Here is a 16,847-nt window from a genome sequence, read left to right as displayed (position 1 = left end):
AAGGGGTACAGGACCCTCGCCTGCAATACAATCGCCGATAATACTTCCAGCCATATATGGAATACATACGGGGAGCTTTGCAATGTCTGAACGCGAGTCGATGGAATATGACGTGGTCGTGGTTGGCGGTGGTCCCGCCGGCCTGGCCACAGCAATCCGTCTGAAGCAGCTGGCCGCTGAGAAGAATCAGGAGATCGGCGTCTGCGTACTGGAAAAAGGCGCGGAACTTGGCGCGCACATCCTGTCCGGCGCCGTCATGGACCCGCTGGCGCTGACCGAACTCATCCCCGACTGGAAAGAGAAAGGCGCGCCGCTGAACGTGCCCGTCACGCAGGACAAGTTCCTGTTCCTGTCCGAGACCGGCGCGCGCGCCACGCCGAACTGGCTGCTGCCCCCGTGCTTCCACAACGAAGGCAACTACATCGTCCGTCTGGGCGACGTCGTCAAGTGGATGGGCGAACAGGCCGAAGCGCTGGGCGTGGACATCTTCCCCGGCTTTGCGGCCGTTGAAGTGCTGTACGACGAAAACGGCGCCGTCCGCGGCGTGGCCACCGGCGACATGGGCGTGGCCCGCGACGGCAGCCACACCGACCACTACCAGCCCGGCATGGAACTGCATGCCCGCTACACGGTGTTCAGCGAAGGCTCGCGCGGCCAATTGGGCCGCCAGCTCATCGAACGCTTCAAGCTGGACGATGGCCGCAACCCGCAGTCCTACGGCATCGGCATCAAAGAAATGTGGGAAGTCGATCCGGCCCAATCCAAACCCGGCCTGGTGATCCACACCGCCGGCTGGCCGCTGGATGCCGACACCTACGGCGGCTCGTTCCTTTATCACCTGGACAACAACCTGGTGGCCGTGGGCATGATCGTCGGTCTGGACTACGCCAATCCGTGGCTGTCGCCCTTCGACGAATTCCAGCGCTACAAGACCCACCCGGCCATCCGCGGCACGTTCGAAGGCGGCAAGCGCATCGCCTACGGCGCGCGTGCGATCACCGCCGGCGGCCTGCTGGCGCTGCCCAAGCTCACGTTCCCGGGCGGCGTGCTGGTCGGCTGCGAAGCCGGTTTCCTGAACGCCTCGCGCATCAAGGGCAGCCACGCCGCCATCAAGTCGGGCAAGCTGGCCGCCGAAGCCGCCTTCGACGCCCTCGTTGCCGACCGCCGCCAGGACGAACTGACCGCCTACCCCAAGGCCTTCGAAGCCTCCTGGCTGCACGAAGAACTGAACAAGGCGCGCAACTTCAAGCAGTGGTTCAAGAAGGGCCGCACGGTCGCCACGCTGATGACCGGCATCGAACAGCTGCTGCTCAAGGGCAAGATGCCCTGGACACTGCGTCACAACAAGCCCGACCACACCTGTCTGCAACCGGCGTCGCAATGCGCGCGCATCGACTACCCCAAGCCTGACGGCAAGCTCACGTTCGACAAGTTGAGCTCGGTGTTCATTTCCAACACCAACCACGACGAGAACGAGCCCGTCCACCTGACCCTCAAGGATCCGTCCGTGCCGGTGAAGGTGAACCTGGCCAAGTACGGCGGCCCCGAGTCGCGCTACTGCCCGGCCGGCGTGTACGAGTTCGTCAAGGACGACCACGGCGAGGACCGCTTGCAGATCAACGCGCAGAACTGTGTGCACTGCAAGACCTGCGACATCAAGGACCCCACGCAGAATATCGTCTGGGTGGCGCCGCAAGGCGGCGAAGGACCGGTCTACAGCGGCATGTGACACTAAGGGCGCACCGAGCCCGCCCGGAAGGCGCCCTGCGGGGCGCCTTTTTTTTCCGACTGCCTGGAGCGACAACATGAGCGAACGCGTACTTCTGATCGGCTGCGGTGACCTGGGCCTGCGCGCGGCGCAGCGCTTTCTGGCGCGCGGCGACGAGGTCCATGCGCTGCGCCGCCACCCGCCCGCCGGCGATGCCAGCGGCGTTCAATGGCTGCAAGGCGACATCACGCGCCCGGACACGCTTGCCTCGCTACCGCGAGGCGTCACGCGGCTCATTCACCTGCCCTCGCCCGGCGCGCGCGATCCGCAGGCGTACCGCGGCGTGTTTGTGGATGGCCTGGCCAACGTATTGAAGGCGCTGGACACGTCCAGCCTGAAGCGCATCGTGTTCGTATCTTCCAGCGCCGTGTACGGCGAACATCATGGCGGCTGGGTGGACGAAGACACGCCGCCCGCGCCGCAAGGCTTCAACGGGAAAGTGCTGCTCGAAGCCGAGGCCGCGCTCGCCGCACAGCCGGTTTCCTCGGCGGCGCTGCGGCTCGCGGGCCTGTACGGGCCGGGTCGAATGCAGCTCATCGAGCGCCTGCGCAGCGGCGCGGCAGGGGCGCCTGTGCAGCCCGAGCATTGGGCCAACCGCATCCACATCGACGACGCGGCCGCCGCGGTGGTGCACCTGGCGCTGCTGCCAGAGGTTGCGCCGGTGTACATCGGCTGCGACGACACGCCTCTGCCTTTGCACGTCCTGTATGCCGAACTGGCCCGGATGATCGGCGCCCCGGCCCCGCGCGAGGCGCCTGCGCCCGCCAACGTGGGCAGCAAGAAGCTCAGCAATGCGCGCCTGCGCGCCAGCGGCCTGTCGCTGCAATGGCCCGATTCACGGCAGGGCTACTCGGCGTTACTGGCCGACGGCGACGCGGCGCAGGCATAGTTCGGCTCACACCGAATCGTTGCCTGCGGGGCTGGCGGATACTGGCGGCCGAATCCCCCATCGGTCACCGCCCACCCGCCATGCCGCCCCCCATCCCCTGGACGCCGTCACGCATCCAGACCCACGCGATTGCGCTATCGCGCGCTCTCCAACGCGCGCATGCCCAGTTTGATTTTCAAAAGGACAGCAGCCCATGATTGCCGTGATATTCGAAGTCGAGCCCGCCCACGGCGACCCCGCCCCGTATCTGGAGATTGCCGCCGGCCTGATCGACGAGCTGCGCACCATCGACGGCTTCATCTCCGTCGAACGCTTTCAAAGCCTGTCCACGCCCGGCAAGCTGCTGTCGCTGTCATTCTGGCGCGACGAGGCCGCGGTGCTGCGCTGGCGTTCCCTGGAATCGCACCGCCGCGCGCAAGAGGCCGGGCGCGGCGGCGTGTTCCAGAACTACCGTCTGCGCGTGGCCCAGGTGCTGCGCGACTACGGCATGCAGGAGCGCGACGAGGCGCCCTCCGACAGCCGCGCGCGCCACGGCTGAACTCGCGGCGACGGCGCGATTGCGATCGCCGAGGCGGCTTAACGCAACAACCGCCCCACGGCCTCGACCACGCGCCGCACGTCGTCGGCCGACACGTTCAGATGCGTGACCAGGCGCGTCGGACCGCCATAGACGGCGCGCATCAGGATGTCTTCCTTGCCCAGCGCCGCCGTCAGCGCATCGCAGCGTGACGGCTCGAATTCCACGAACACCATGTTGGTGTCCTGGCTCAGCACCTTGACGCCGGCAATGCCCCGCAGGCCTTCGGCCAACAGGCGCGCATTCTCGTGGTCCTGCGCCAGCCGTTCCACGTTGTGCTCCAGCGCGTACAGGCACGCGGCCGCCAGCACGCCAGACTGGCGCAGGCCGCCGCCCAGCATCTTGCGCCAGCGATGCGCGCGGCCGATCAATTCCTCGCTGCCGACCAGCACCGACCCGACCGGCGCGCCCAAACCCTTTGAAAAGCAGATGGACACCGAGTCGAAGGGCTGGCAAAGGTCGGCCACGGGTTTGCCGCTGGCGACGGCCGCGTTGAACACGCGCGCCCCGTCCAGGTGCGTGGCAAGGCCCTGCTCGCGCGCCCAGGACGTCGCGGCCCGGATGTACGCGGCCGGAATCAGCTTGCCGTGGAAGGTGTTTTCCAGCGCCAGCAGGCGCGTGCGCGCGAAGTGCGGGTCGCCCTTGGGCTTGAGCGCCGCGGCAAGTTTTTCCAGCGGCAACGATCCATCCGGCGCGTGTTCGATGGGCTGGGGCTGGATGCTGCCCAGCACCGCTGCGCCGCCGCCCTCGTATTTGTAGGTATGCGCAAGCTGGCCGACAAGGTACTCGTCGCCGCGATCACAATGCGCCATGAGCGCGGCCAGGTTGCTTTGCGTGCCCGACGGGAAGAACAGGCCGGCAGCCTTGCCGGTGCGCTCGGCCAACGTCTTTTGCAGGCGGATCACGGTGGGATCGTCGCCCATCACGTCATCGCCCAGCGGGGCATTGGCCATCGCCTGCAGCATGGCCGCATCGGGACGGGTGACGGTATCGCTACGCAGATCAATCATGAAAGTTTCCAGGGGATTGGAGAGGACAGGAATTCGGAAAGGTCATTCGGCGCGCGCGGCCGGCGCGGCACGGCTCACCACAAAGATGCCAGCCAGGATCAGCACCATCCCGCCTACCTCGACGGGCGTGGGACGCTCGGACAGGATGGCCCATGCCAGCAGCATGGCCACCACGGGCACGCCCAGGCTCGACAGTCCCGCGATCGACGCGGGCACGCGGCGCACGACCTGCAGCCACAGCAGCCAGCCCGCCGCGGTGGCGATCAGCACAATGTAGGTCATGCCGGTCCAGAGCGGCCAGCCCCATTGGGCGGTCATCTGCGGCACCAGATAGGCGATGGGCACCATGACCAGGCCGCCGAACAGCATCTGCCACGCGGTGAACGTCATCACGTCCGGCGCATGGCGGTCGAACATGCGCTTGGACAGCACCGTGCCCACGCCCCAGCACAGGCCGCTTCCAAGGCCCAGCAACACGGGGCGGATGTCGCCCAGCCCGTTCCAGGGTTCGACGAAACAGATCAGGCCGACGGCGGCCAGCGCGCTGCCGGCCGCGTGCCGGGCCGTGGGCCGCTCGCCCAGCAACCACCACGCAAACAGCACGACCCAGAACGGCATGGTGTAGGCCATGAGGGACACCTTGCCCACGCCCCCGTCCACCAGCGCGGTCTGGACGAAGCCCTGAAAGCCCGCCGTCTGGGTCAGGCCGATCAAGAGGGTCAGTTTCCAGGGCGGCATCGCCAGCGGCCGGCGCGTGGCGAACGCGAGCGCGAAAAGCACCAGGCTGCCCGTCACGTAGCGCAGGGCCACGAAGTCGAACGGTCCGATGTAGGGCACGATCAGCTTCATCGCGATCCAGCTTCCCGCCCAGACCAGGATGGTGCTGAACATCAGGGCAAGCCCTGCGCGATCGAAACTGCTGCTCACGGGTGCGGCTCCATGCGAAGAAATTTGGCAATCCAGGAATGACGACGCCCGTGCCGCTACATGCCGGCACGGGCGTCGTCATTATGCGCCTGTCGCGCTGCAAACGGCCGGTGAAATCCGGCCGGTTGCATTTACAGCGGCTTGGCGAGCTGCTCCAGGATGGCGGGGTTTTCCAGCGTGGACACGTCCTGCGTCACTTCCTCGCCCTTGGCGACCACGCGCAGCAGGCGGCGCATGATCTTGCCTGAACGGGTCTTGGGCAGGTTGTCGCCGAAACGGATGTCCTTGGGCTTGGCGATGGGACCGATCTCGCGGGCCACCCAGTCGCGCAACTGCTTGGCGATGGCCTGGGCCTCTTCGCCTTCTGGACGAGAGCGCTTGAGCACGACGAAGGCCACGACGGCCTCGCCGGTCGTGTCGTCGGGACGGCCCACGACGGCGGCCTCGGCCACCATTTCGTGCGCCACCAGCGCCGACTCGACCTCCATCGTGCCCAGGCGGTGGCCCGAGACATTCAGCACGTCGTCGATACGGCCCATGATCCAGAAGTAGCCGTCGGCGTCGCGCTGCGCGCCGTCGCCCGCGAGGTAATAGCCACGCAGTTCGGACGGGAAGTAGCTCTTCTTGAAGCGTTCCGGATCGCCCCAGATGTTGCGGATCATGGCGGGCCACGGACGCTTGATGACCAGGAAGCCGCCATTGCCCTTGTCCACGTCGCCGCCGGTCTCGTCGACGATGGCTGCGGCAATGCCCGGCAGGGGCAGCGTGCACGAACCCGGCTTGGTGGGCGTGGCGCCCGGCAGCGGCGTGATCATGTGCCCGCCGGTTTCGGTCTGCCACCAGGTATCCACAATGGGGCAGCGCTCGCGGCCGACGTTCTTGTGATACCACATCCAGGCTTCGGGGTTGATGGGCTCGCCCACCGTGCCGATGATGCGCAGCGAGTCCAGATCGTAGTTCTTGGGATGCGCGTCGGGCGTGGCTTCAGACGCCTTGATCAGCGAGCGGATCGCGGTCGGCGCCGTATAGAACGTGGTGACCTTGTGGCGCGCAATCATGTCCCAGAAGCGGCCGGCGTTGGGGAACGTGGGCACGCCTTCGAAGACGATCTGCGTCAGGCCAGCAGCAAGCGGGCCGTAGGTGATGTACGTGTGACCGGTAACCCAGCCCACGTCAGCGGTGCACCAGTAGACGTCGTCCTTGCGCGCGTCGAAGGTCCACTTCACGGTCAGGAGCGCCCACAACAGGTAGCCGGCGGACGAATGCTGCACGCCCTTGGGCTTGCCCGTGGAACCTGAGGTGTACAGGATGAAGAGCGGGTGTTCGGCGTTGACCGGCACCGGTTCGCAGGTGTCCGGCTGGCCGGCCTCGACGTCCTGCATCCAGAGATCGCGGCCTTCGTTCCACTGCACCTTGCCGCCCGTGCGGCGGTACACGACGACCTTGGTGACGGCTTCGCAGCCGCCCATCGCGATGGCTTCTTCCACGGCGGGCTTGAGCGGAATGGTCTTGCCGCCGCGCACCTGTTCGTCGGCGGTAATGATGAGCGATGCGCCCACGTCGACGATGCGTTCCTGCAGGCTCTTGGCCGAGAAACCTCCGAACACCACCGAGTGCGTCACGCCCAGGCGCGCGCAGGCCTGCATGGCGACCACGGCTTCGATGGACATGGGCATGTAGATGATGGCGCGATCGCCCTTCTTGTAGCCCAGCGCCGCCAGCCCATTGGCGAAGCGGCACACGCGCGCCAGCAATTCGCGATAGGTGACCTTGTCGACCTTGCCATCGTCGGATTCGAAGATGATGGCGGTCTTGTCGGCGTTGCCGTTGGTCAGGTGGACGTCCAGGCAATTGGCCGAGACGTTCAGTTCGCCGTCGCCGAACCAGCGGTAGAACGGGGCATCGGACTCGTCAAGCACCTGCGTGAAGGGCTTGGTCCACTGCAGATTGTCGCGGGCCTGTCCGGCCCAGAATCCGTCGAAGTCGTTCTCGACCTGCGCGCACAGCGCGTTGTAGGCGTCCATGCTGGAAATCGCGGCGCCCTGCGCGGCGCGCTCGGGCGGCGGAAACACGCGGTTTTCCACCAGTACGGACTCAATAGCGTTCGACATGATCTTGTCTCCAATCGGTGATTCTGTTGTTTATGCTGCTTTTTTATTACCCACCTGCAACCGTATCGCCGCGCTCTTACGGGCACCTTACGCAAAATGCGGGCCGGAGCCCGCAGATTGACGAGGCCCAAGGCGATGCGTCTGCGCCGGATCCGGGCAGGAAGACGCCGCAAGGCGCCAACCGGGCAGCATGCACAAGCCAACGACGCGCCGCACTGCGACGCGCCAACAATGCCAAGCAATCAGCATGTGCCGCCGTATCGGGACGCGGCGGCACAAGGCAGTCCATAAGGATAGCAGTCGCTTCCCGCTTGGCGTATACCGCATTCAGGCGGCCTGCCGGGCGAGGCCGCGCTTCATGTCCACCCGCGACAACAGGACCAGTCCGCCGACGAAGAACAGCCCCGTGACGAGGATGGCCAGGCGATGATTGCCTTCCGTGGCCCACGTCACCAGCCCGTACGTCAACGGGCCGATCACGGCGGCAAGCTGCACGGAAAAGGTCCACAGCGAATAGAACTCGGCCAGCCGGCCCGCCGGCGCCAGCGCGCCGGTCATGGCGCGGCCCGCGCTCTGCGTCGTGCCCATGCACAGGCCGGCCAGCACCGCCGCCACCCAGAACACCGGCGCGGTCACGGCCGCGTAAGCCGTCAGCACCATCACGATCCATCCGACCAGCGTGATGGCCAGCGCCGGCTTGTGGCCGATGCGGTCTTGCACGTAGCCGAACGAAAACGCCCCGGCCGCCGCGCCGATGTTCACGGTGAACACCAGCAGCATGATCTGCGGCGTAGTGAAACCCATGACTTCCGACGCATACACCGCGGCCAGCGTGATCACGACCGAGATGCCGGCCTGGTAGCAGGCAATGCACATCAACAGGCGGCGAAACTCCGGGAAGTGCAAGCCCGTTTCGCGCCAGGCATAGGCCAGGCGCTTGAGCATGTGCAGCGCGGGCGGATTGCCCTGCTGCGGCTTGGCGCGCTCGCGCAGCATGAAGAACGACGGCAGCGCGGCCAGCGCAAATACCGAGGCTGTCACCACAATGACCCAGGGCACGAACTGCTCGGCGGTCTCGCCTCGCCCTTCGGCCAGCGTCACCACGACAAGCGACAACCCCAGCGTCAGCATGCCGCCGAAATAGCCAAAGCTCCATCCCCAACCCGAGACGCGGCCCAACGCCTGCGGCTTGGCCAGTTCAGGCAGGAACGCCGCGACCACGGATTCGCCAACGCAATAGCAGTAGTTGGACACGACGATGGCGGCCAGCGCCAGCCAGACGTCGCCCGGCCCCGCTTGCGTCAGGGCCAGCGTGCCCGCCACGCAGCCGGCCGTGCTGGTGTAGAGCAGCCGCCGCTTGCTGGCCCGTGCATCGGCGCGGGCGCCCAGCGTAGGCATGGTCAGCATGATGACGAGGTACGACAGCGATAGCGCGGACGTCCACGCGAGCGTGGCCCATGTGGCGCGCGCAGCGACGACGCCGACGAAATAGGTGCTGAAAACCGCCGTGAGGATCACGGTGGTGTATCCGGAGTTCGCGAAGTCGTACATGGCCCAGGCCCAGACTTCGCGCCGTTTCACGCCGGGGTTCAGCGGACCGCTGTCCGCCCCCCGGGTGTCCTGCGCGGAAACGCCAGCCGGCGTTTCCGGCGGCAGCGCCTGGCTCATAGGCCCAGCGCGGCGATGCCTGCTTGCGCGATCTGCACGTCTTCGGTCGACTTGACGCCCGAAACGCCCACCGCGCCGACGACCTGGCCGTCAACGACGACCGGCACGCCGCCCTCGAGCATGCCTTCGATCAGCGGCGCCGACAGGAACGAGTAGCGGCCGTTGTTGATCAGTTCTTCGTAGATGCGCGATTCGCGGCGGCCCAGCGCGGCCGTCTTGGCCTTGGCAGGCGCGATGTGCGACGAGATCGGCGCCGCATCGTCCAGGCGCAGCATGCCCAGCAGATGGCCGCCATCGTCGGTCACGGCGATGGTGACGGCCCACTTGTTCTGCAAGGCGTGTGCTTCGGCCGCGGCCAGGATCTTTTTGACGTCGTCGGCGCTCAGCACGGGTTTGGTTTTCATTGCAGTGACTCCTTGATCTGTTCGAGGGCGTTAGGGTCTTCCATGGTGGTCAGGTCGCCGGGATCGCGCGACTCGCATACCGCGACGATCGCGCGGCGCAGCACCTTGCCGGAACGGGTCTTGGGCAGGGCGCCCACGAACCGGATCCTGGCCGGCCTTGCCACCGCCCCAAGCTGTTCTTCCACCAGCCGCATGATATCCGCTTCCAGCGCCTTTGCCGCTTCCGGCGTGTCGGCGCCGGCTGGATTCTTCAGCACGGCGAACGCCATGGCGACCTGCCCCTTGAGGGGGTCGGACACACCCACCACCGCGCATTCCGCGATGCCGTTGTGGCTGTTGACCGACTCCTCGATCTCGCGCGTGCCCAACCGGTGGCCCGCCACGTTGATCACGTCGTCCGTGCGGCCCAGGATGAACCAGTAGCCATCGGCGTCCACCCGCCCCCAGTCGAAGGTCGAATACACCTTCCGGCCAGGAATCGACGTGAAGTAGGTTTCGACGAAGCGCGCGTCGTCGCCCCAGATGGTGGACATGGCGCCGGGCGGCAGCGGCGGCACGATGGCGACCACGCCCTTCTCGTCCGGACCCAGGTCTTCGCCGGTGGATTCGCTGACGATGCGCGCGTCAAAGCCGTAGACCGGGAACGACGGGCTGCCAAACCGGGTGGCGACCTTTTCCACGCCCGGCTGCGCCGACAGGATCGGCCAGCCGGATTCCGTCTGCCAGTAGTTGTCGATGATGGGCTTGCCCAGGCCTTCCGAGATCCATTGCGCCGTCGGCTCGTCAAGCGGTTCGCCGGCCAGATAGACGGCGCGCAGCGTGGACAGATCGTGCCGCCGCAAGAGATCGGGATCCTGGCGCTTGAGCACGCGCACTGCGGTCGGCGCCGAAAACAGCGTGTTCACGCCGAATTGCTCGACCAGCTTCCAGAGAATCGCGCCGTCCGGGCGCACGGGTGTTCCCTCGTACAGGATGGTCGATTGCCCGCCGATGAGCGGTCCGTAGACGATGTAGGAATGCCCGACCACCCAGCCGATGTCGCTGGTGCAGAAATAGGTGTCGCCGGGCTTGCCATCGAACAGGTATTCCATGGACGACGCCAGCGCCACGGCGTATCCGCCCGTGTCGCGCTGCACGCCCTTGGGGCGGCCGGTGGTGCCGGAGGTATAGAGGATGTAGCTGGGCTCGGACGATTCCAGCCACTCGACGGGCACCCGCGCGCCGCGGTGGCGTTCGCGCAGCGTCGCGTAATCCAGATCGCGACCGGCCACCGGTTCGAACGGGGCCAGGCCGCGGTCGAACACCACCACCGAGGCCGGTGGCGACTTGGCCAGGCTCAAGGCGCGGTCCAGGAGCGGCTTGTACGGCACGACCTTGCCGGCCCGCGAGCCGCCGTCCGTGCACACCACTACCTTCGGCGACGCATCGTCGATGCGCTGCGCCAGGTTCACGGATGCAAACCCGCCGAACACCACCGAATGCACTGCCCCGATGCGCGCGCAGGCGAGCATGGTGAACACGGCTTCCGGCACCATCGGCATGTAAAGCAGCACGCGGTCGCCGCGCCCCACGCCCAACTCGCGCAGCATGGCGGCTGCCGCGTTCACTTCCTCGAAGACGTCCTGCCGCGTGTACACCTGCTCACGGTCCACCTCGGTGGACACCCAGATCAGCGCCGGCTTGTCCGCCTGTGTCGGCAGCCAGCGGTCCACGGCGTTGTAGCAAAGATTGGTGCGCCCGCCCACGAACCACCTGGCGAAAGGCGGACGCGAGAAGTCCAGCACATTGTCAAAAGGCGTTTCCCAGTGGATGCGCATGGCCTCTTCACGCCAGAAGGCGTCGCGGTCATTCACCGAGCGATAGTGGAAATCCCGGGTTCTTTGCATGTCTGTCTCCTGGTATTGTTCATAGGCCTTAAGGCTGATTGATTTTTGTCTAATCATTTCGGTCATTCTGGTAGGCAAACCTTGCACGAGACTTGCCGCACGTCAAAAAATTCTTCCAGATGTCCACGCTGCATGGATATTTAGGGCCGATACGTAACGAACCGGCACTAAAAGTTTGGTAGAATCCCCGCGAAGTTGCACATAATTGTTGAATTTGCTGACATCTCGGCCCCAACCGCGGCTAATGCGCGGTTTTTGCTGTGTTCAGTGAATCATCCCCAGGCGAATGCATCGACACTCCATACCCGCGCGATTCAATTCAACCACTGGCCTTGCAAAGCGCGGTCTGCGCATGCTCGCGTTGGTTGCTTGTTTTGCGGGTCTGGCGGGTTGTGCAAGCACTAGCCAAAAGTCAACCGCCCATACGTCCGAGATCGATCCTTACGAAACGGAGTGGGTTGCCACCGCCGATGATCCCATCGGCATGCTGGTGGTCCAGAAATTCAAGCGTGAACGCCAGCGCACCCATTCGGGTGTCGGCACCGACAACGGCATGGTCAGCGAAGCCCTGAATCACCTGGGCATCCGCTACCGCTTCGGCGGCAGTTCCCCCGACACCGGCTTTGACTGCAGCGGCCTCGTCGCTTACTCGGCCGAACGTGGCCTGGGGCTCAAGCTTCCCCGCAATGCCGCCGAAATCGCCCAGCAAGGCGTGGCCGTCGCCAAGAACGAACTGCAGGCCGGCGACCTCGTCTTCTTCAACACCATGGGCCGCCGTTATTCCCACGTTGGCATCTACCTGGGCGACGACCGCTTCGTGCATTCGCCCAGCGCCGGCGGCGTGGTGCGTGTCGAAAACATGACCATGGCCTACTGGTCCAAGCGCTACAACGGCGCCCGCCGCCTCGACAACACCCTGATGGCATCGGCCCGCGCGGCAAACTGACTGCCCTGCCCTGTCCAGACTAAAGGCGACATAGTCGCACGCGGGCCTACCCGCCGCCATCGTCCAAAATGCAAAACGCCGCCAGACTTTCGTCCGGCGGCGTTTTTGTTTGTTCTCTTCGCGGCGTTCAGACCGCAGGCCGTATCGGCCTCCCCAGTTTGTCGTGGATGCGCGGCAAGACGCGTCCCATCAATGAACGGTACCGGCGCGCGGGCACAGGCCGCATTGCTGCAGCGCCTGCTGCATGCTGCACACGGAACGGCGACAAGCGACGACCCGGATGCCACCGCGCTGCGCGGCGTTGCGGAACGTCTTCATGACGTTGTGGCCAAGAAAATCGGTAAGCAGGATGACCAGTTGCGTGCCCGAGGGCAGTTGCAGGGTCTTCTTCTGATGTGAAGGATCGCGCCCGCTGATGTGGTGCGTGATCGAGATGTTGTGTCCTTTGAGCAGATCGGGAATATTGCCGAGGCGGTCGGCGCCCACTACCACTGCACTAAGTCCTGCCGTCATGATTTACCTCACTGGGTCGTTGAGCCTGGATGTAATGATAATGATTCCTATTTTTTCGTCAACTCAAATGAGATCGGTTCTTATTTAATTATTTTTATGAGCTTATGGAAAGGGATAGCCGTCTCACGCTTTCCCCAAGGTCATCGGGCAAAAAAAAACGCGACGTCGTGAGGACGTCGCGTGTTGTCGAGGCGGGCGCCGGCAGCCGGCAGAGGCTATTTCGGCGCGCCCTGCACCGCATCGGTCACCACCGCCCGGGTCAGCGAAGGCGCCAGCATTTCCAGGAAGGTGTAGACGTAATCGCGCAGGAACACGCCCGCCTTCACGCCCACGCGGGTGGTATGCGTGCCGAACAGGTGCCCCACCGGCAGGCCGACCAGATTGGAATCACGACGCGGGTCATAGGCGACGCCCGCGATGATGCCGATGCCCAGGCCCACGTCCACATAGGTCTTGATCACGTCGGCGTCGATGGCCTCCAGCACGATGTCCGGATGAATGCCCTGATTGGCGAAGATCTCGTCGATCGTGCTGCGGCCGGTAAAAGCGCGGTCGTAGGTCACGATGGGGTACTCGGCCAGTTGCGCCAGCGACAGCCGCTTGGCGGCGCTGGAGGTCAGTTCGGCCAGCGGATGATCGGGCCGCACCACCACGGTGTGTTCCCACGCATAGACCGGCAAGGTGGCCAGGCCCGGCGTCAACGCCAGCGATTCGGTGGCCAGCGCCAGATCCGCCTGTTCATGCAAGACCATTTCAGCAAGCTGGGCGGGGCTGCCCTCGGCCAGCGACAGGTGAACCTTGGGGAATTGCTTGCGGAACGCGGGAATGACGCGCGGCAGCAGATAGCGCGCCTGCGTGTGGGTGCAGGCAATGACCAGGCCGCCTTCATCGCGGCGCGCGAATTCGTCGCTGACTTTCTTCAGGTTGTCGACTTCGCGCATGATGCGGTCGATCACCTGCGACACGGCAAGACCCGGCTTGGTCAGCCCCTTGATGCGCTTGCCGTGGCGTTCGAAGATCTTGATACCCAGCTCGTCTTCGAACTCGATGATGGCCTTGGAAACGCCGGGCTGCGACGTGTAGAGCATCCGGGCGGCTTCGGTCAGGTTGAAGTCGCGCCGGATGGTTTCACGCACGAAACGAAATTGCTGGAGGTTCATTAATTGGCCCCTGATAGACGGGCCAATTATAAGTAATAAGAACGCCTTGCTATATGAATTATTCGTATAAGCTTAGGAGCAAGGCGTCCCCTCTTTTAGCGCATCGAGATCGTGGTGTTGACGGTCTTGGCGTGCGCCGACCAGCGTGCGGTGACCGTCTTGGTCTGCGTCCAGAACTGCACAGCCTGCTTGCCGTTGGGGCCCAGGTCGCCCAGCTTGGAACCGCGCGAACCCGTGAAGCTGAACCACGCCACCGGCACCGGAATCGGCACGTTGATGCCGACCTGGCCCACGTCGATGTTGTTCTGGAAGTAGCGCGCGGCGCCCCCGTCCTGCGTGAACAGGGCGACGCCGTTGCCGTTGGGGTTGCGGTTGATGAATTCCACCGCGTCTTCCAGCGTCTCGACGCCAACGCAGCACAGGACCGGCCCGAAGATCTCCTCGGTGTAGATCGTCATGTTCTCGGCAACGCCGTCGAACACGGTGGGGCCGACGAAGTTGCCTTCCTCGAAACCCGCCACCTTCAGGTTGCGGCCGTCGAGCAGCAGCTTGGCGCCTTCGTCCACGCCCTTCTGGATCAGGCTTTCCACGCGCTTTTTCGCATTGGGCGACACCAGCGGACCCAGGTCGGCCTGGCGGTCCGTGCCGGCGTTGACCTTGAGCTTCTTGGCGCGTTCGACGAAATCGGGCAGCCAGTTGCGGGCCTCGCCCACCAGCACGGCCACGGACGACGCCATGCAGCGTTGGCCGGCCGCACCGAAGGCGGCCCCGAGCAGTTGGTTCAATGCGACTTCCGGATCAGCGTCCGGCAGAACCACGCAGTGGTTCTTGGCGCCCATCATCGACTGGCAGCGCTTGCCGGCGGCCGATGCGCGGTTGTAGATCTCGGTGCCCACGCGGGTCGAGCCGATGAACGACACCGCCTTGATGTCCGGATGCTCGCACAGGCCGTTGGCCGTTTCCGGGCCGCCGTGCACCACGTTGAGCACACCGGGCGGCAGGCCGGCTTCCAGCGCCAGTTCCGCCAGGAACAGCGACGAGGTCGGATCCTGCTCGGAGGGCTTGAGCACGAACGTATTGCCGCAGGCCACGGCGATGGGGAACATGAAGCACGGCAGCATCACCGGGAAATTGAACGCAGTGATGCCCGCGCACACGCCCAGCGGCTGGATCAGCGTGTAGACGTCGATCCCGGACGCCGCGTTTTCCGCGTATTCGCCCAATTGCAGGTTGGCGATCGAGCAGGCGTGCTCGACCACTTCCAGACCGCGGCCGACTTCACCCTCGGCGTCCGGCAGCGTCTTGCCGTGTTCGCGGGTAATCATCTCGGCCAGCTTGCCGGTATTGGCGCGCAGCAGCTCCTGGAACTTGAGCATGACGCGCATGCGTGCGCCCTGCCCGGCGTTGCGCCAGGTCTTGAAAGCCTCCTTGGCGTTGGAGACGGCCAGGTCCAGTTCTTCGCGCGTGGCGAAGGGCACCTTGGCGACGACCTCCTGGGTGGCGGGGTTGATCACGTCTCGCCATTCGGTGGTTTTGGACTGCACAAGCTTGCCGCCGATCAGTAGCGGAACGCGCGGGACTTCACTCATTTTGATGCTCCTCACACTGCGTAGTCGATGCGGATGGTCGTCCGCGTTCTTGGATCGAACCGGGCCCGCGGGACAACGCCCGCGTGCCTCGGATTATTTCTTCACCAGCGGGCAGCTCGAATCGGCCAGGGGCTGGAAGGCTTCGGCCGCCGGAATGGTGGCCACCAGCTTCGAATAGTCCCAGCCGCCCTTGGAGTCCGCGGGCTTCTTGACTTCGTACAGGTACATATCGTGGATCACGCGGCCGTCCGGGCGGATCGACGCGTTGCGCATGATGGGATCCTTGATGGGAATCTCGCGCATCTTGTCGGCCACGACCCTGCCATCCGTACTGTTGGCGGCGGCCACGGCGCGCAGGTAATGCAGCACGCTGGAATACACGCCGGCCTGCGTCATGGTGGGCTTCAGGCCGCGGAAGGCCTTCTCGAAACGGCCGGACCACTCGCGCGTGGCGTCGTCGTAGTCCCAGTAAAAGCCGTCCACGTAGGACAACCCTTGGGCGTTCTCCAGGCCGAGCGCACGCAGGTCGGACAGGAAGATCAGCAGCGAAACCAGGCGCTGGCCGCCGGCCACGATGCCGAACTCGCGCGCCTGCTTGACCGCGTTGACGGTGTCCTGGCCGCCGTTGGCCAGCGCCACCACCTGCGCCTTGGAGCTTTGCGCCTGCAAGAGATAGGACGCGAAGTCGGGTGCGTTCAGCGGATGACGCACACTGCCGGCCACCGTGCCGCCCAACGCTTTCACCGCCTTGGCCGTGTCGGCCTCCAGCGAGTGGCCGAACGCATAGTCGACGGTGATGAAGAACCAGGACTTGCCGCCCTCGCGCACGGTGGCTTTGGCGCCGCCCGCCGACTGCGAGTAGGTGTCGAACATCCAGTGAAAGCCGACCGGCGAGCATTCCTTGTTGGTCAGGGCCGTGGTGGCCGGACCGGAGAACATCACGACCTTGTTCTTTTCGCGGGCGATGCCCTGCACGGCCAGCGCCACGGCGGAATTGGTGAGGTCGGCGATCGCGGTGACGCCGTCGCGGTCGAACCATTCGCGGGCGCGCGCGGCGCCGACGTCCGCCTTGTTCTGGTTGTCCGCGGACACCAGGTCGATCTTCATGCCTTTGCATTCCGCCGCAAGGCAGTCGTCGATGGCCAACTGCGCCGCGGCGACCGAACCTGCGCCCCCCATGCCGGCATAGGTGCCGGACATATCCGTCAGAATGCCGATCTTCACTGGCGGCTTATCCGCCGCATGGGCCTGCCCAAGCAAACCGGCGCCCAGACACAAGCCTGCGGCGAGCCCGCGTGCGTGCAATTTCATGGATTTGTCTCCTGAGTTTTTATGCGCTGAGTGTTAGCGTTGTGGCGCCGTCTTCGCGGCCTGCGGTCCCAGGGCATAGCCCAAGGCC

14 protein-coding genes are annotated in these 16,847 nt (G+C 65.2%); 4 read left to right on the top strand and 10 right to left on the bottom strand.

Going from position 1 to position 16,847, the window contains the following annotated elements; genetic code table 11:
* Positions 1-82 precede the first annotated feature (82 nt).
* The 3 genes from AB3147_RS06775 (at position 83) to AB3147_RS06765 (ending at position 3,195) form a co-directional block, all read left to right on the top strand.
* Positions 83-1,729, top strand: a complete 1,647-nt coding sequence (locus AB3147_RS06775) for an electron transfer flavoprotein-ubiquinone oxidoreductase (protein WP_343737530.1) — start codon at positions 83-85, stop codon at positions 1,727-1,729.
* 76 nt (positions 1,730-1,805) lie between these two features.
* Positions 1,806-2,657: an NAD-dependent epimerase/dehydratase family protein gene (locus tag AB3147_RS06770; protein ID WP_367351610.1), complete on the top strand. Its 852-nt coding sequence runs from the start codon at positions 1,806-1,808 to the stop codon at positions 2,655-2,657.
* A 193-nt stretch (positions 2,658-2,850) separates the two neighbouring features.
* Positions 2,851-3,195, top strand: coding sequence for an antibiotic biosynthesis monooxygenase family protein (locus AB3147_RS06765; protein WP_175122926.1), 345 nt, complete (start codon positions 2,851-2,853; stop codon positions 3,193-3,195).
* Positions 3,196-3,233: 38 nt separating this feature from the next.
* Here the strand turns inward: AB3147_RS06765 and ltaE are convergent, their stop codons facing one another.
* From ltaE to AB3147_RS06735, 6 genes are all read right to left on the bottom strand, one after another.
* On the bottom strand, positions 3,234-4,244 hold the full coding sequence (gene ltaE / locus AB3147_RS06760) for a low-specificity L-threonine aldolase (RefSeq protein ID WP_279971720.1): 1,011 nt from the start codon (positions 4,242-4,244) through the stop codon (positions 3,234-3,236).
* Between the two features lie 42 nt (positions 4,245-4,286).
* Complete coding sequence (locus tag AB3147_RS06755) at positions 4,287-5,171, bottom strand: EamA family transporter (RefSeq protein WP_438860967.1); 885 nt, start codon at positions 5,169-5,171, stop codon at positions 4,287-4,289.
* Positions 5,172-5,302: 131 nt separating this feature from the next.
* Complete coding sequence (acs, locus tag AB3147_RS06750) at positions 5,303-7,282, bottom strand: acetate--CoA ligase (protein WP_175122928.1); 1,980 nt, start codon at positions 7,280-7,282, stop codon at positions 5,303-5,305.
* A 327-nt stretch (positions 7,283-7,609) separates the two neighbouring features.
* Positions 7,610-8,950: an MFS transporter gene (locus tag AB3147_RS06745; RefSeq protein ID WP_367351609.1), complete on the bottom strand. Its 1,341-nt coding sequence runs from the start codon at positions 8,948-8,950 to the stop codon at positions 7,610-7,612.
* On the bottom strand, positions 8,947-9,354 hold the full coding sequence (locus tag AB3147_RS06740; RefSeq protein ID WP_056567970.1) for a heme-binding protein: 408 nt from the start codon (positions 9,352-9,354) through the stop codon (positions 8,947-8,949). The genes AB3147_RS06745 and AB3147_RS06740 overlap by 4 nt, the downstream gene beginning before the upstream one ends.
* Complete coding sequence (locus AB3147_RS06735) at positions 9,351-11,297, bottom strand: propionate--CoA ligase (protein ID WP_367351608.1); 1,947 nt, start codon at positions 11,295-11,297, stop codon at positions 9,351-9,353. The genes AB3147_RS06740 and AB3147_RS06735 overlap by 4 nt, the downstream gene beginning before the upstream one ends.
* A gap of 229 nt (positions 11,298-11,526) precedes the next feature.
* On the opposite strand from AB3147_RS06735, the gene AB3147_RS06730 reads away from it, so the two are divergent.
* The gene (locus AB3147_RS06730) at positions 11,527-12,186 is read left to right on the top strand and encodes a C40 family peptidase (protein ID WP_175122931.1); all 660 of its coding nucleotides are present in this window, start codon (positions 11,527-11,529) and stop codon (positions 12,184-12,186) included.
* 189 nt (positions 12,187-12,375) lie between these two features.
* Here AB3147_RS06730 and AB3147_RS06725 read toward each other — a convergent pair whose 3' ends face one another.
* The 4 genes from AB3147_RS06725 to AB3147_RS06710 all read right to left on the bottom strand — a co-directional run bounded on the left by AB3147_RS06725 (position 12,376) and on the right by AB3147_RS06710 (position 16,759).
* The gene (locus tag AB3147_RS06725) at positions 12,376-12,699 is read right to left on the bottom strand and encodes a DUF2325 domain-containing protein (RefSeq protein ID WP_035212827.1); all 324 of its coding nucleotides are present in this window, start codon (positions 12,697-12,699) and stop codon (positions 12,376-12,378) included.
* Between the two features lie 215 nt (positions 12,700-12,914).
* Complete coding sequence (locus AB3147_RS06720; RefSeq protein WP_008161940.1) at positions 12,915-13,859, bottom strand: CysB family HTH-type transcriptional regulator; 945 nt, start codon at positions 13,857-13,859, stop codon at positions 12,915-12,917.
* 95 nt (positions 13,860-13,954) lie between these two features.
* Positions 13,955-15,448 carry a CoA-acylating methylmalonate-semialdehyde dehydrogenase gene (locus AB3147_RS06715; protein WP_218345215.1) on the bottom strand — a complete coding sequence of 498 codons (1,494 nt, stop codon included), beginning with the start codon at positions 15,446-15,448 and terminating at the stop codon, positions 13,955-13,957.
* Between the two features lie 93 nt (positions 15,449-15,541).
* Positions 15,542-16,759 (bottom strand): ABC transporter substrate-binding protein, encoded by a 1,218-nt coding sequence (locus AB3147_RS06710; RefSeq protein ID WP_367351607.1) that lies wholly within the window; start codon positions 16,757-16,759, stop codon positions 15,542-15,544.
* Between the last annotated feature and the right edge of the window lie 88 nt (positions 16,760-16,847).

It is taken from the genome of Achromobacter animicus, assembly GCF_040775605.1.
Lineage (GTDB): Bacteria > Pseudomonadota > Gammaproteobacteria > Burkholderiales > Burkholderiaceae_B > Achromobacter > Achromobacter animicus.
The sequence above is the reverse complement of the archived record's forward strand: the minus strand, read 5'-3'. Positions and strand labels throughout refer to the sequence as shown.

Excerpts from the sequence above, each read along its gene's own strand:
- AB3147_RS06775 (WP_343737530.1), top strand. The coding sequence starts at position 83 with ATGTCTGAACGCGAGTCGATGGAATATGACGTGGTCGTGGTTGGCGGT.
- AB3147_RS06715 (WP_218345215.1), bottom strand. The coding sequence starts at position 15,448 with ATGAGTGAAGTCCCGCGCGTTCCGCTACTGATCGGCGGCAAGCTTGTG.
- acs (WP_175122928.1), bottom strand. The coding sequence starts at position 7,282 with ATGTCGAACGCTATTGAGTCCGTACTGGTGGAAAACCGCGTGTTTCCG.
- AB3147_RS06735 (WP_367351608.1), bottom strand. The coding sequence starts at position 11,297 with ATGATTAGACAAAAATCAATCAGCCTTAAGGCCTATGAACAATACCAG.
- AB3147_RS06725 (WP_035212827.1), bottom strand. The coding sequence starts at position 12,699 with ATGACGGCAGGACTTAGTGCAGTGGTAGTGGGCGCCGACCGCCTCGGC.
- AB3147_RS06710 (WP_367351607.1), bottom strand. The coding sequence starts at position 16,759 with ATGAAATTGCACGCACGCGGGCTCGCCGCAGGCTTGTGTCTGGGCGCC.
- AB3147_RS06740 (WP_056567970.1), bottom strand. The coding sequence starts at position 9,354 with ATGAAAACCAAACCCGTGCTGAGCGCCGACGACGTCAAAAAGATCCTG.
- AB3147_RS06745 (WP_367351609.1), bottom strand. The coding sequence starts at position 8,950 with ATGAGCCAGGCGCTGCCGCCGGAAACGCCGGCTGGCGTTTCCGCGCAG.
- AB3147_RS06720 (WP_008161940.1), bottom strand. The coding sequence starts at position 13,859 with ATGAACCTCCAGCAATTTCGTTTCGTGCGTGAAACCATCCGGCGCGAC.
- AB3147_RS06765 (WP_175122926.1), top strand. The coding sequence starts at position 2,851 with ATGATTGCCGTGATATTCGAAGTCGAGCCCGCCCACGGCGACCCCGCC.
- AB3147_RS06770 (WP_367351610.1), top strand. The coding sequence starts at position 1,806 with ATGAGCGAACGCGTACTTCTGATCGGCTGCGGTGACCTGGGCCTGCGC.
- ltaE (WP_279971720.1), bottom strand. The coding sequence starts at position 4,244 with ATGATTGATCTGCGTAGCGATACCGTCACCCGTCCCGATGCGGCCATG.
- AB3147_RS06730 (WP_175122931.1), top strand. The coding sequence starts at position 11,527 with ATGCATCGACACTCCATACCCGCGCGATTCAATTCAACCACTGGCCTT.